The sequence below is a fragment of the Stenotrophomonas sp. YIM B13575 genome (genome assembly GCF_042787595.1).
GTDB classification, from domain to species: domain Bacteria; phylum Pseudomonadota; class Gammaproteobacteria; order Xanthomonadales; family Xanthomonadaceae; genus Stenotrophomonas; species Stenotrophomonas lactitubi_B.
Genome location: NZ_JBHZOP010000020.1, coordinates 1 through 14082, shown reverse-complemented (window position 1 = coordinate 14082; position 14082 = coordinate 1). Strand labels below are relative to the sequence as shown.

General features: G+C 66.1%; 14 protein-coding genes. 9 read left to right on the top strand and 5 right to left on the bottom strand.

Annotation, left to right across the window (positions count from 1 at the left end):
* Positions 1-103: 103 nt before the first annotated feature.
* Both ACFX4F_RS04570 and ACFX4F_RS04565 read left to right on the top strand, forming a co-directional pair.
* Positions 104-1081, top strand: a complete 978-nt coding sequence (locus ACFX4F_RS04570) for a DUF4105 domain-containing protein (RefSeq protein WP_380652875.1) — start codon at positions 104-106, stop codon at positions 1079-1081.
* The gene (locus ACFX4F_RS04565; protein WP_380652706.1) at positions 1078-3120 is read left to right on the top strand and encodes an esterase/lipase family protein; all 2043 of its coding nucleotides are present in this window, start codon (positions 1078-1080) and stop codon (positions 3118-3120) included. Before ACFX4F_RS04570 ends, ACFX4F_RS04565 begins: the two co-directional genes overlap by 4 nt.
* 20 nt (positions 3121-3140) lie before the next feature.
* Here ACFX4F_RS04565 and ACFX4F_RS04560 read toward each other — a convergent pair whose 3' ends face one another.
* Positions 3141-4562 (bottom strand): MFS transporter, encoded by a 1422-nt coding sequence (locus ACFX4F_RS04560; RefSeq protein ID WP_380652703.1) that lies wholly within the window; start codon positions 4560-4562, stop codon positions 3141-3143.
* A gap of 29 nt (positions 4563-4591) precedes the next feature.
* On the opposite strand from ACFX4F_RS04560, the gene soxR reads away from it, so the two are divergent.
* Positions 4592-5026 (top strand): redox-sensitive transcriptional activator SoxR, encoded by a 435-nt coding sequence (gene soxR, locus ACFX4F_RS04555; RefSeq protein WP_032951587.1) that lies wholly within the window; start codon positions 4592-4594, stop codon positions 5024-5026.
* A gap of 37 nt (positions 5027-5063) precedes the next feature.
* Here the strand turns inward: soxR and ACFX4F_RS04550 are convergent, their stop codons facing one another.
* Complete coding sequence (locus tag ACFX4F_RS04550; protein WP_380652700.1) at positions 5064-5666, bottom strand: short chain dehydrogenase; 603 nt, start codon at positions 5664-5666, stop codon at positions 5064-5066.
* A 98-nt stretch (positions 5667-5764) separates the two neighbouring features.
* On the opposite strand from ACFX4F_RS04550, the gene ACFX4F_RS04545 reads away from it, so the two are divergent.
* On the top strand, positions 5765-6640 hold the full coding sequence (locus tag ACFX4F_RS04545) for a LysR family transcriptional regulator (protein ID WP_380652697.1): 876 nt from the start codon (positions 5765-5767) through the stop codon (positions 6638-6640).
* A gap of 121 nt (positions 6641-6761) precedes the next feature.
* On the opposite strand, the gene proC is transcribed toward ACFX4F_RS04545, so the two are convergent.
* Positions 6762-7586 (bottom strand): pyrroline-5-carboxylate reductase, encoded by an 825-nt coding sequence (gene proC, locus ACFX4F_RS04540; RefSeq protein ID WP_380652694.1) that lies wholly within the window; start codon positions 7584-7586, stop codon positions 6762-6764.
* A 16-nt stretch (positions 7587-7602) separates the two neighbouring features.
* Positions 7603-8280, bottom strand: coding sequence for a YggS family pyridoxal phosphate-dependent enzyme (locus ACFX4F_RS04535; protein ID WP_380652691.1), 678 nt, complete (start codon positions 8278-8280; stop codon positions 7603-7605).
* A gap of 87 nt (positions 8281-8367) precedes the next feature.
* On the opposite strand from ACFX4F_RS04535, the gene ACFX4F_RS04530 reads away from it, so the two are divergent.
* From ACFX4F_RS04530 to ACFX4F_RS04515, 4 genes are all read left to right on the top strand, one after another.
* The gene (locus ACFX4F_RS04530) at positions 8368-9405 is read left to right on the top strand and encodes a type IV pilus twitching motility protein PilT (RefSeq protein WP_004147099.1); all 1038 of its coding nucleotides are present in this window, start codon (positions 8368-8370) and stop codon (positions 9403-9405) included.
* Positions 9406-9505: 100 nt separating this feature from the next.
* Entirely contained in the window at positions 9506-10648 is a 1143-nt protein-coding gene (locus ACFX4F_RS04525; protein ID WP_285834928.1) for a PilT/PilU family type 4a pilus ATPase, read from the top strand.
* A 41-nt stretch (positions 10649-10689) separates the two neighbouring features.
* Positions 10690-11358: a PIN domain-containing protein gene (locus ACFX4F_RS04520; protein WP_380652686.1), complete on the top strand. Its 669-nt coding sequence runs from the start codon at positions 10690-10692 to the stop codon at positions 11356-11358.
* A gap of 139 nt (positions 11359-11497) precedes the next feature.
* Positions 11498-12481: an aldo/keto reductase gene (locus tag ACFX4F_RS04515; RefSeq protein WP_100463493.1), complete on the top strand. Its 984-nt coding sequence runs from the start codon at positions 11498-11500 to the stop codon at positions 12479-12481.
* Between the two features lie 97 nt (positions 12482-12578).
* Here the strand turns inward: ACFX4F_RS04515 and ACFX4F_RS04510 are convergent, their stop codons facing one another.
* Positions 12579-13478 (bottom strand): LysR family transcriptional regulator, encoded by a 900-nt coding sequence (locus ACFX4F_RS04510; RefSeq protein WP_089239281.1) that lies wholly within the window; start codon positions 13476-13478, stop codon positions 12579-12581.
* A 211-nt stretch (positions 13479-13689) separates the two neighbouring features.
* Between ACFX4F_RS04510 and ACFX4F_RS04505 the strand changes: the two genes are divergently transcribed.
* Entirely contained in the window at positions 13690-13902 is a 213-nt protein-coding gene (locus ACFX4F_RS04505; protein WP_025874036.1) for a DUF4287 domain-containing protein, read from the top strand.
* Positions 13903-14082: the final 180 nt, after the last annotated feature.

Below are 14082 nucleotides of genomic sequence, written 5' to 3'. Positions count from 1 at the left end.
ATTGTAGATGTCGCCGTGAGGCGGCTTGTGGCTAACTATGCCGCCCCGGGACCCCGACAGGACGCCAGTGAAAGCCGCAGGACGATGGATGACAGGATGTGTGATGGTGCTGCTGGCGCTGTGGGTGGCCGGTCTGTTGACCTACCAGATGCCCGGGCCGGGCTGGCTGGGCGGTGCTGTGGCGTTGCTGTGGTTGCTGGGGGCCGGTTGGGCGGCCTGGCAGGTGGCGCGCGGCCGTGGCACGCGCCGGCTGTGGGCGGCCTTTGCCGGCGCTCTGGCGCTGGCGGGGCTGTGGTGGCTGCTGCTGACCCCGCGCCAGGACCGCGACTGGGCCGATGACGTGGCGCAGCGCCTGCACGTGCAATCCTTCGATGGCCGCCACGTGGTGCTGGACAACGTGCGCGATTTCACCTGGCGCACCGAGACCGACTACGACGCGCGCTGGGTGCGCCGCAGCTACGACCTGGACCAGCTGCGTTCGGCCGATCTGGTGCTGTCGTACTGGATGGGGCCGGCGATCGCCCACACCCTGGTCTCGTTCGGATTCGAGGACGGGCGCCACCTGGTGTTCTCGCTGGAAATCCGCAAGGAGCGCGGTGAATCGTTCTCGGCGCTGGGCGGCTTCTTCCGCAAGTTCGAGATGACGCTGGTCGCCTCTGAAGAAACCGACATCATCCGCACCCGCACCAACGCGCGCGGCGAGGATGTCTACCTGTACCGCCTGCACGGCATGGACCGCAACCAGCTCAAGACCCTGTTCGCTGCCTACATCGACCAGGCGCGGCAGCTCGATGCCGCGCCCGGTTTCTACAACACGCTGACCAGCAACTGCACCACGATCGTCTTCGATCTGGCACGGCATATCGCTCCGCGCCTGCCGCTGGACTACCGGTTGCTGGCTTCGGGCTACCTGGCCGAGTACGCGCAGGAGGTGGGCGCGCTCACGCCTGGCGTGGCGTACGCCGAACTGCATGCCAAGGGCCGCATCACTGAGCGCGCGCTGAAGATGGCATCCGACGATGATTTCTCCACCGTGATCCGCCAGGGCATCCCGGGCACCGAGCAGGACCCGCAGCAATGACCCCGATGATCCTGTTCCGCTGGCAGCGCGTGCTGCCGGCGCTGTTTGCTGCCTTCCTGCTGCTGGGTGGCAGCGGCTGCGCGATGGTCACCGTCAAGCAGGTGGCGTCCAGCGATTACCTGGTCAACAAGCGTGCCGACGTGCTCAACACCGGCAAGCTCAGCCCCGCCTCGCGCGAGACGCTGAGTGCGGCCGGGCTGGACGAATCGCAGTGCGAGAAGGACTTCCTGGTCTGCCGCAGCACGCTGTTGATGACCGATGACCTCAACGTCGAGCAGCGCTTGTCGACGTTGTCCGAGCTGTGGGTGAAGGCGGCGCTGGCACTGACGCCGAAGAAGCAGGCAGCCAACGAACCACCGATGAGCGATGCGGCGCTGGATGCGTGGCTGGAGGCGGCGCGCTATGGCTACGCCTATCTGTTCTACAGCGGACGCTCGCCCTCCGATCGCGCGTTCGAGGACCGGCAGACGCAGGTGCGCGATTACTACAACTACGCTGCGGAGAAGGCCGCCGTGGTGCTGTTCGCGCGCGCCCGCGCCGCCGCATTGGCCGGCGAGGACTACACCAAGCCGGTGTCGGCAGGCAGCTGGACGCTGGCTTCCGATTTCCAGCGGCTGTCGCTGAAGAGCATTCCCAAGCAGCTGGTGCCGGCCGGTACCGTCAGCTTCGTCGGCATGCGCAGCACCTATCGCCGCGATGGTTTCGGCGCCGAGCTGGTGATGGTGATGGACCCGCCGAAACTGGTGGTGCCGGCAGTCGCCGCGGAGGGGGCCAAGGCCGAAACGGCGCAGGCGCAGGCCACCAGGGACGAGCAGGAGGAGGGCGTCCGTCGCGGACGCCGCCACCAGCACGACGATTCGGTGCCCGAGTACAGCGAGATGTCCTCGATCAACGTCACCGCATTGCTGCGTTTTGAAGGCAACACGCTGGAAGACGTGATGCGCACCCGCCAGGTGCTGCTGGATGGCTATTCGCCGGAGGCGACCGAGCGCATCAGCCTGCATGGCGAAGAGGTGCCGCTGGCGGGCAACTTCACTGCCGCCTACGGCCTGTGGCTGGCGCAGAGCGGGTTCGCCACGCAGTCGCTGCGTACCCTGTTCGGCATGAGCGAGGGCATCGGCGAGCCGCACATCTACCTGATGCAGCCGTGGGATCCGAACCGCCGCATCATCTTCATGCTGCATGGCCTGGGCAGCAGCCCGGAAGCGTGGGTGAACCTGGCCAACGAGATCATGGGTGACCCCGAACTGCGCCAGCAGTTCCAAGTGTGGCAGGTGTACTACCCTACCAATGCGCCGATTGCGCTGAACCGCTATGAGATTGCCAACGCATTCAACGACACGCTGAAGCATTTCGACCCGAACGGCAGCACGCGTGCTTCCAAGGACATGGTCTACATCGGCCACAGCATGGGCGGCGTGCTGGCGCGGCTGCTGGTCAGCGACTCCGGCGACGTGCTGTGGAACGATCTGCTGGCCAACTACAACCTGAAGGGCGAACGCCTGAAGCGGGTGCAGTCCAAGCTCGGTCCGCTCCTGCACTTCAAGGCCGAACCGAACGTGGAGCGTGCGATCTTCATCGCCGCCCCGCACCAAGGCACGGACATCGCCGGCAACAAGGTCGGCCGCCTGATCGGCCGCCTTGTTCGCCTGCCGTTGACCATCCTCGGCAAGTTCGAGGATGTGTTTTTGGCCCTGGCGCAGGCCGAGCAGCAGGTGGATGGCACGGCCAAGCCGAAGATTCCCAACAGCATCGACAACCTCAAGGCCAGCGACCCGTTCGTGAAAGCCGCTGCACAGCTGCCGATCACGCCGGGCCTGAAGTACCACTCGATCATCGCCCAGCGCAAACCGGAACTGCCGGTGGAGAAGTCCGACGATGGGCTGGTGCCGTACTGGAGTTCGCACCTGCCCGGCGCGCTGTCGGAGAAGGTGATCATTTCCGGCCACAGCGTGCAGGAAACCCCGCAGGCGGTGCTGGAAGTACGCCGCATCCTGCACCAGGACATCGATGAAGTGGGCACGGTGGCGCGGCCATAACGGGATGCTCTCCGCGGCGCCTACACCCGACTGGCGATCACCGTGGCGAACGCGGCCAGGCCGAGGGTGATGGCCAGGCACAGGATGTAACCGGTATGCGGGGCGCGTTCCACGAATAAGGCGAACAGCGCGCCGGATACCGCCAGTGCGGTGGTCACCGACAGCGCTTCGCTCAACTGCAGGGCCGAGGTATTCGCGCCCTGTTCGTGCGGCGGTGACAGTGACAACGTCAGCACCGACAGGCTGGCGTAGATCATGCCCATGCCGAAGCCGGTCAGCGTCCAGCCGACCAGTGCGACCGGCAGTGGCACCGCAGTGAACAGCACCGCCAGCGTCGCGGCGATGCCCACGGTCATCAGCGGCGTGCCCACGCGCAGCAGTTGCTGCCGCGACCAGCCGCGCTGTTGGTGACCCTGCAGCCACGAGCCGGTGAACCAACCCAGTGCACCCAGGCTCAGCACCGCACCGGCCCAGCTGGGCGACAGCCCGCGCTCGCGCTGCAGCAGCAGGGGCAGGTAGGCTTCGCAGGCGAAGAACGCGGCAGCGGCCACACCTCGCAATGCGATCACGCTGGGTAGTCCGCGGCGCAGGCGCAGGGTGCCGGCGGGCAACAGGCGATGCACGCAGAACAGCAGCGCCAGCATCGCCACGCCGATGCACAGCAGCGCCGGCACGCCCTGTTGCTGCCCACCCAGATACAGCAGCAGGGCAGCCAGGGACGCGCCGGTGGCCCAGCGCACGATGCTTCCGCGGCCATCATCGGCAACACCTGTCGCTGGCGCCTGCATGCGCGCCAGCGCCGGTCGCAGCAGCAGGCCGGCCGGTATCGCCAGCAGCGGCACCGCCAGGAACACCCAGCGCCAGCCCAGGTGCTGCACGATCACCCCGCTCAGTGCCGGGCCGATCATCGAGGGCACTACCCAACCGGCAGAGAACGCGGCGAATACCTTCGGCCGCAGATGCTCGGGATAGGTGCGGCCGACCATCACATACAGCGAGACCGAGATGGCACCGGCGCCGAGGCCCTGCAGCAGACGGCCGGCCACCAGCATGCCCATGCGCATCGCGAAGCCAGCCAGCAGCAGGCCCAGCACGAAGCAGGCCAGGCCCCACCACAGCGGCCGTGCCGGCCCGTGGCGGTCGGCCCAGCGGCCGGCCAGGGTCATGCCGATCACGCTGGTGGCCAAGGTGCCACCGAAGGCCAGCGCATACAGGCGCAGGCCGTCCAGTGCCTCGGCCACGGTCGGCATCGCGGCGGCCACCGCCAGCGCCTCGAAGGCATGCAGGGAGACCAGGGCGACCATGCCCACGGTGGTGGCGCGGTAGCGCGCGGACAGGATGGAGGAGTCGACCGGATCGGCCGTGGCAGCGGGGGAGGGCATCGGGTTCCTGCGGGTGGCGGACGGGCCGCGCTTGTCATCTGGCGGCGATGGTAGCAGCATGTCACCTCAACCAAAGTTGAGGTCAATCGATGCTGGCACAGGACATGAGCGTCGGCGATGTCGCCCGCCGCAGTGGCGTAGCGGTTTCTGCGCTGCATTTCTACGAGCGCAAGGGGTTGATCAGCAGCCTGCGCACGTCGGGCAACCAGCGCCGCTACGCCCGCGATGTGCTGCGGCGGCTGGCGGTGATCCGCGTGGCGCAACGCGTGGGCATGCCGCTGGAGGCGGTGGCGCGTGCGTTCGAGAGCCTGCCGCAGGGGCGGGCGCCGACCAAGGCCGACTGGGCCAAGCTGTCGGCACGCTGGCAGGTGGAGCTCGAAGAACGCATCCACATGCTGCAGTTGCTGCGCGACGAGCTGACCGGTTGCATCGGCTGCGGCTGCCTGTCACTGAAGCGTTGCCGCCTGGCCAACCCGGATGATGTGCTCGGCGAGCGCGGCGACGGCCCGATGCGCTGGGGCTGACCGTGCTGGTGGGTGCCGACCCTGGTCGGCACGCCCGTCACCAGACCGTGATCGTTTCGCCGCTCTGGATGCCTTCCACCGCGCGCTGGAAGGCCAGCGCCGCGCGCTGTGCGGTGACTGCTTCAAAGCCGGGGAAGTACGGAGCGTAGGCCTCCATCGATTCCACCAGCACGTTCGGGCTGACCACGTTGATGCGCAGCCCGCGCGGCAGCAGTTCCAGCGCCGCCGCGCGCACGAAGCCTTCCAGCGCATGGTTGACGGCGGTGGCGTTGGCACCATCGCGGATCGGCTGCGCGCTGACGATGCCACTGGTCAGGGTGATCGAACCGCCCACGTTGAGATGGTGCTGCGCGGCCAGCGCAAGACGCACCTGACCGAGCAGTTTGTCCTGCAGGCCGATGTTGAACTGTTCGGGTGTCATCTGCTGCAGGGGGCCGAAATGCAGTTTGCCGGTGGTGGAAATCACTGCATCGACCGGGCCGGTCTGCGCGAACAGCTCGCGCACGCTGGCGTCGTCGGTGAGGTCCACGCGCAGGCTGCCGCTGCGGCGACCAGCAGCGAGGATGTCGTGCTGCTGGCCCAAGTGGCGGGCAACGGCCTGGCCGAGGGTGCCGCTGGCACCGACGAGAAGAATCTTCATGACAGCTCCTTGCGAGAGGGAATGGACGCAGTCTGCGCCGTCACTGGGTAGTTTGGTAAGGGGCGTATCATTCGCATATTCCTAACCATGGGTTTGCAATGGATACCTTGCGCTGCATGCAGGCCTTCGTCGCCGTGGCCGAGCACGGCAGTTTTTCCGCCGCCGCCAGTCACCTGCAGGTCTCGGCGGTGATGGTCGGCAAGTACATCCAGCAGCTGGAAGCGCACCTGGGCACCGCGCTGCTCCAGCGGAACACCCGGCGCCAACGCCTGACCGAGGCCGGCAACGCCTATCTGGCCGGGTGCCGGCAGGTGCTGGAACAGGTGCAGCAGGCCGAGGCGGACGTGGCCGGGCTGCAGGTGCAGCCACGCGGACTGTTGCGGGTCAGTGCGCCGACTACCTGGGGCAGTTGTGTACTCGCACCACTGCTGGCCGAGCTGCTGCGGGCACAGCCGCTGCTGAACCTCGAACTGGACCTGAGCAATCGCCGCATCGATCTGATCGAGGATGGCTTTGATGCAGCGATCCGCGTCGGTCCGCTGCCGTCGCAGGAACTGGTGGCGCGGCCGCTGCCGCCGTATGCGATGAGCCTGTGCGCATCGCCGTCGTACCTGCGCCGCCGCGGCACGCCGCGCACGCCTGCCGATCTTGAAGGACATGATTGCCTGAGCCACCTGGCCTGGCGCGGTGGTCACGGTTGGCAGTTGGCCAACGGCGAACAGGTGGACTGGGAAGCGCGGCTGACCAGCAATGACGGTTACGCGCTGCGCGAAGCAGCCGTGGCGGGTGCGGGCCTGGTGCTGCAGCCGACCGCGCTGCTTGCCGGTGAAATCGCGGCAGGACGATTGAAGCCACTATTGCGCGACCATCTGCCCGAGCCACGGCCGATGCACCTGATCTATCTGCCCGACCGTCGGCCACGACCGCGGCTGCAGTGTTTCGTCGATTTCGTCATGGCCACATTGGGGCAATGAGCATCCACGCATGGCGTGGATCTACTGAAGAGCACCATGCATTCCAGCGGCGACAGGTGTCAGTAGATCCACGCCATGCGTGGATGGCGGTGGGTGCCGACCGTTGCTCGGCACACCTGTTTCAATCATTCGCTGCAGAGAGCTCCTGCCCGCGCACCTGCGCCGCACGCAGTGCCTTTTCCACCAGCGCTTCAAACCCGCCTGCCTGGAAGCTCTCGATCGCCGCCTGCGTGGTGCCATTGGGCGAGGTGACCCGGCGACGCAGTTCGGCCGGGTTTTCACCGGCTTCGTCCAGCATGCGCGAGGCGCCCAGCAGCGTCTGCACCACCAGCGTGCGCGCCGCCTCTGCAGGCAGGCCCTGTGCGATCCCCGCCGCTTCCATCGCTTCGGCCAGCAGGAACACATAGGCCGGGCCACTGCCGGATACGGCGGTGACCGAATCCATCTGCACTTCGTCGTCGATCCACACCGTGCGTCCCGCGCTGGCCAGCACACGTTCGGCCTGCGCGTGCTGCTGCGCATCCACCGACGACGTTGCATACAGGCCGGTGACACCGGCACCGAGCAGGGCGGGCGTGTTGGGCATCGCGCGCACCACCGGCAGCGAGCCCCCCAACCAGCGCTGCAGCTGCGCGCTGGTGATGCCGGCGGCGATCGAGATCACCAAGGGTTTCTTCGCCTGCGCCAGCCCCTGCAGTGACTGGCAGACATCGCGCAGCACCTGCGGCTTCACTGCCAGCAGCCAGGTGTCACCACCCTGAGCAGCCGCGTCGGCCGCGTTGTCATGGGTCTGCACGCCGAAATCGGCAGCGAGTGCTTCCCGCAGTCCGGCCACCGGTTCGGCCACGTGGATGTGCGTGGCCGGCACGCCCTGCCGGATCAGGCCAGCGATCAGGCTGCGGGCCATGTTGCCGCCGCCGATGAAGGTGATGGAATCAGCTGCCATGGGAATCTCCTTGGAATCAGGCCGGGCGCGGACGCGCGCCGAACAGGGCGGTGCCGATGCGCACCAGGGTGGCACCTTCGGCAATGGCGTCAGCGTAGTCGCTGCTCATGCCCATCGACAGGGTGTCCACCTGTGGATGACGGGCCGCCAGCGCCTCGAAAAGTGTGCGCATGCGCACGAACGCATCGCGTCGGCGCTCGGCTTCGGGCCACGGCGCAGGAATCGCCATCAGGCCACGCAAGCGCAGCTTGGGTTCGGCGGCGATGGCTGCGGCCAGTGCCTCCACGTCCTCCGGCGCGCAGCCGTGCTTGCTCGATTCGTCATCGATGTTGACCTGGATGAGCACGTTCAGCGGGCCACGTTCAGCGGGGCGGTAGCGGGCCAGGGCGGTGACCAGCTTGGGCCGGTCCACGCTCTGCACCCAGTCGAAGTGCGTGGCGACCGGCTCGGCCTTGTTCGACTGCAGGTGGCCGATCAGGTGCCATTCCAGGCCCAGCTGCTGCAGTTCCTGCATCTTGGCCAACGCCTCCTGCACGTAGTTCTCGCCGAAGGCGGTCTGGCCCTGCGCGGCAAGGGCCGCGACGGCCTCGGCCGGCTGGGTCTTGGACACCGCCAGCAGGCGCGGCGGTGGCCGCCCGGCGGCATCGGCGGCGTTGTGCAGGTTGCTCAGGATCTGGGGCAGGGGAGTGGCCACGTAACGCGTTCCGTTCAATCAGGAGGCTATACTGCCGCCCGGGGAAAGATCCTTCCAGTCGAAGCCGTTATTGGGGAGTAGCCGCTCATGGATATCGCCGAGCTGTTGGCGTTTTCCGTAAAGAACAAAGCGTCCGACCTGCATCTGTCTGCAGGCCTGCCGCCGATGATCCGCGTGGACGGCGATGTTCGCCGGATCAACATTCCAGCCCTGGACCACAAGCAGGTCCACGCGCTGGTGTACGACATCATGTCCGACAAGCAGCGCCGCGATTACGAGGAATTCCTCGAAGTCGACTTCTCCTTCGAGATCCCGTCGCTGGCGCGCTTCCGTGTCAATGCGTTCAACCAGAACCGTGGCGCCGGTGCGGTGTTCCGTACCATTCCGTCCGAAGTGCTGACCCTGGAAGACCTGGCCTGCCCGCCGCTGTTCCGCGAGGTGATCCAGCAGCCGCAGGGTCTGATCCTGGTGACCGGCCCGACCGGTTCGGGCAAGTCGACCACGCTGGCGGCGATGATCGACTACATCAACAAGAACGAATACGGCCACATCCTCACTGTCGAGGATCCGATCGAATTCGTGCACACCTCGCAGAAGTGCCTGATCAACCAGCGCGAAGTGCATCGCGATACGCACGGCTTCAACGAGGCGCTGCGCTCGGCACTGCGTGAGGATCCGGACATCATCCTGGTCGGCGAACTGCGTGACCTGGAAACCATCCGCCTGGCGCTGACCGCCGCGGAAACCGGCCATCTGGTGTTCGGCACCCTGCATACCAGTTCGGCGGCCAAGACCATCGACCGCATCATCGACGTGTTCCCGGCCGGCGAAAAGCCGATGGTGCGCTCGATGCTGTCCGAATCGCTGCGCGCGGTCATTTCGCAGGCGCTGCTGAAGAAGGTCGGTGGCGGTCGTACCGCCGCGTGGGAAATCATGGTCGGCACTCCGGCCATCCGCAACCTGATCCGCGAAGACAAGGTGGCGCAGATGTATTCGGCCATCCAGACCGGTCAGCAGTACGGCATGATGACCCTTGACCAGCACCTGCAGGACCTGGTCAAGCGCAGCCTGATCACCCGCAACCAGGCCCGCGAATACGCCAAGGACAAGCGTCTGTTCGAGTAAGGCGAGGCAATGGCGGGGCAGGGCGCAGCACTACGCCGCCGGCCCCGCGCTGTTTCCTCCACCGACCGATTCCTGGTACATGCCCCATTGGGAGCCCGCCGTGAACACCACCGCGACCACCATCGATTTCACCTCGTTCCTCAAGCTGATGGCGCACCAGCGCGCCTCGGACCTGTTCATCACCGCTGGCATGCCGCCGGCGATCAAGGTCAACGGCAAGATCTCGCCGATCACCCAGACTCCGCTGACGCCGCAGCAGAGCCGCGACCTGGTGCTGAACGTGATGACGCCGGCGCAGCGCGAGGAATTCGAAAAGACCCACGAATGCAACTTCGCCATCGGCCTGTCCGGTGTCGGCCGCTTCCGTGTGAGCTGCTTCTACCAGCGCAACCAGGTCGGCATGGTGCTGCGTCGCATCGAGACGCGCATCCCGACCGTGGAGGAGTTGAGCCTGCCGCCGATCATCAAGACGCTGGCGATGACCAAGCGCGGCATCATCCTGTTCGTCGGCGCTACCGGTACCGGTAAATCCACGTCGCTGGCCGCGATGATCGGCTACCGCAACCAGAATTCGACCGGGCACATCATTACCATCGAAGACCCGATCGAATTCGTGCACAAGCACGAGGGCTGCATCATCACCCAGCGCGAAGTCGGCATCGATACCGACAGCTGGGAAGCCGCGCTGAAGAACACCCTGCGCCAGGCCCCGGACGTGATCATGATCGGCGAGGTGCGTACCCGCGAGGGCATGGACCACGCCATCGCCTTCGCCGAAACCGGTCACCTGGTGCTGTGCACACTGCACGCCAACAACGCCAACCAGGCGATGGACCGCATCGTCAACTTCTTCCCGGAAGATCGCCGCAACCAGCTGCTGATGGATCTGTCGCTGAACCTCAAGGGCGTGGTCGCGCAGCAGTTGATTCCGTCGCCGGATGGCCGCTCGCGCAAGGTCGCGATGGAGATCCTGCTGGGCACGCCGCTGGTGCAGGACTACATCCGCGACGGCGAGATCCACAAGTTGAAGGAGCTGATGAAGGATTCGGTCCAGCTCGGCATGAAGACCTTCGACCAGAGCCTGTTCGAGCTGTACCAGGCCGGTGAGATCAGCTACGAGGACGCACTGCGCTACGCCGATTCGCAGAACGAAGTGCGCCTGCGCATCAAGCTCAGCCAGGGCGGCGATGCCCGCACCCTGTCACAGGGGCTGGACGGGGTGGAGATTTCAGAGGTCCGGTGAGGGGCCGCTGCCGCTGGTTGACTCTCGTAAATGGGGTGCATATGGATATGCCGCTTGCTCGCAATGTTGTCCTCATCGATTACGAGAATGTGCAGCCTCCGTCTCTCAGAGAGTTGGTTGCCCCTGGTTTCACCGTGCTGATTTTTGTTGGCGCATCGCAGTCGCGGATCAGCATGGATGTCGCCGAGGCAGTCCAGGCATTGGGCAGCAACGGCCGCTATGTGCGTTGCAATGGGAGCGGGTCCAACGCGCTGGATTTCCATATAGCCTTCTACATTGGCGAAATGGCGGCAGCCGATCCCAGCGCCTTCTTCCAGATCGTTTCGAGGGACACCGGCTTCGATCCGCTGGTTGCGCACCTGCAATCGCGTCATCTCAACGTCTTGCGGTGCGCTTCCGTGGCCGATCTGCCGATGCTCCGTGGCACGCAGCGGGCTCCGGCCAAGGCTCCGGCGCCGATCGTATCGAAGCCCAAGCCGCCAGCACTGGGCGTCGATGCGCGTCTGCAGCGCGTACATGCGGTGTTGGTGAAGCAGGGCAAGGCGCGGCCGGCTTCAATGAAGTCGCTCACCTGTGCGATCCACAGCCTGTTTCAGAAAGCACTGCCGGCAAAGGATGTCACTGCGCTCATTCAGCAACTCCAACAGAAAAAATGGATCACGCTGGAGGGCACCAAAGTGCGTTATCAGCTGCCGTCCAAGGTCGCGTAGGTACCTCGACCAGCGGATGCCGGATTGTGTGTGGCAGAACGGCATTCATGAAATCCAGTCATGACCGACTGCCATCCAGGTCGTTCAATCCGCCGGCCCTGCAGGCGTATCGTCATCGCTCCCCTACTGGAGCACGACGATGCAGACACGTGAACTCGGCCGCAGCGGCCTGAAAGTCTCCGCCCTGGGCCTGGGCTGCATGGGCCTGAGCCACGGCTATGGTCCCGCCGTCGAGCAGAGCCAGGGCATCGCCCTGCTGCATGCGGCGGTCGAACGCGGGGTGACCTTCTTCGACACCGCCGAAGTCTATGGGCCGTATACCAACGAAGATCTGCTCGGCAAAGCGCTGGCACCGCACCGCGACAAGCTGGTGATCGCCACCAAGTTCGGCTTCAAGGACGCACAGGTCGACACAGGCCTGGACAGTCGCCCGGAGAACATCCGCGCAGTGGCCGAAGCCAGCCTCAAGCGCCTGCGCACGGACCATATCGACCTGTTCTACCAGCACCGTGTAGATCCGAACGTGCCGATCGAGGACGTCGCCGGTACCGTGCGTGACCTGATCGCTGAGGGCAAAGTGCGCCACTTCGGCTTGTCCGAAGCCAGTGCCGCCACGGTGCGTCGCGCCCATGCCGTGCAACCGGTGGCCGCAGTGCAGAGCGAGTACTCGCTGTGGTGGCGCGAGCCGGAGCGCGAACTGCTGCCGGCGCTGCAGGAACTGGGCATCGGCTTCGTCCCGTTCAGTCCGCTGGGTCGCGGCTTCCTGACCGGCGCGATCAACGCCGACACCACCTTCGCCGACAACGATTTCCGCAATACCGTGCCACGTTTCGAAGTGGAAGCGCGTCGGGCCAATCAAGCGCTGGTTGACCGCATCACCACGATCGCGGCGGCGCGGGGTGCCACCCCGGCACAGGTCGCGCTGGCCTGGCTGCTGGCGCAGGCGCCCTGGATCGTGCCGATTCCGGGTACGACCAAGATCCATCGCCTGGAAGAGAATCTGGCTGCCGCCGACCTGCAGTTGTCGCCGGCCGAGCTGGAGCGTATCGCGCAGACGCTGCAGGAGATCGCCATCGTCGGCGAGCGCTACAACGCGCAGCGTGCGGCACAGGCCAAGGGCTGATCGCAGTGGGTGCGTTCTGCGGTGGGTGCGGACTCTCGGCCTGTGGTGGGTGCGGACTCTCGGCCTGTGGTGGGTGCGGACCGTTGGTCCGCACTCCTCAATCCATCATCGGCCCGCGCAGCGCATCAAGCACGGTGCGCATCGCCACGGTGACATGCCGGCGCGACGGGTAGTACGCGTAATAGCCGTCGAAGTGCGGGCACCAGTCATCCAGTGTGGATTGCAGGCGGCCCTCCTGCAGGGCCGCCTGCACCTGGTCCTCGGGCAGCCAGGCCAGGCCACTGCCAGCCAGCGCTGCCGCCCGCGTCATGCCCATGGTGTTGAAGGTCCACTGACCAGAGACGCGGATGCTCAGCTCGTTGCCGTCCTGGCCGAAATCCCACGGCATCAGGCCGCCATGGGTGGGCAGGCGCAGGGTGATGCAGTTGTGCCCGGCCAGATCGTGCGGGTGCACCGGCGCCACGTGCTGGCGGAAGTACGACGGCGCGCCCACCACGCGCATGCGCAGCGGCGGGCTGATCGGCAGCGCCACCATGTCGCGTGCCAGGCGCTCACCGAGACGGATGCCGATGTCATAGCGCTCGGCGACGATGTCGGCCAGGCCGTAATCGGTGGTCAGCTCGACCTTCAGGTCCGGGTACTGCTGCAGCAGCGGCGCCAGCCTTGGCCAGGCCAGGTATTCGGCGGCGTGGCCGGTGGCATTGATGCGGATGGTACCTGCGGGTCGCTCGCGATATTCGGCCAGTGCGGCCAGTTCGTCTTCGATCTCGGCCAGGCGCGGGGCCAGGGTCTCCAGCAGACGGGCACCGGCCTCGGTGGTGGCGACGCTGCGGGTGGTGCGGGTCAGCAGGCGCACGCCCAGCCGTTCTTCCAGCCCACGCATGGCATGGCTGAGGGCGGACTGGGACACGCCCAGCTGGGCGGCGGCCTTGGTGAAGCTGCCTTCGCGGGCGACGTGGACGAAGGCTTGCAGGTCGTTGAGGTTTTCACGCGGCATGAGGGGGATGATACGGCCGGGCTGCGCCCGGCGCCCGCCGTCGACAGGTTCCCGAGGCAGTTGGTAGGTGTCGACCTTGGTCGACACGTAGATCCACGCCATGCGTGGATAGGTGCCGGGTTGTGCCGGTGCTGGTTTGTAAATCCGCCATGTCGATTTGTGGTTCCGTGGTTCGTCGAATGGGTACTTTCCAAACAACAGGGAGCAGCACATGAGCACCGACAGCAAACCCAAGGGCCCGGCGTCCTACTTTCCGTCCATCGAGAAGACCTACGGGCAGCCGGTGACGCATTGGCTGGGGCTGCTGGCCAAACGGCCGGGGCTGAAGCACATGGAGCTGGTCAGCTTCCTGAAATCCGAGCATGGGCTGGGCCATGGCCACGCAAATGCCCTGGTCGCCCACCACCTGGCCACCCAGCGCTGAACCCACAGCTCCACCGAGCGCAGCGACCCGCTTCTGCTCTTCTTTTCTCTTTACGTGGCTGGACGCGCACGGAAATTGTCCAAGGCCGGGCGGGTGGGCTGTGCAGGGGCGTGAGCCGCATGGATGCGGCGACCGAGCTTACATGGACGTACTTGCAGCGCCCCCTGCACAGCCCACCCG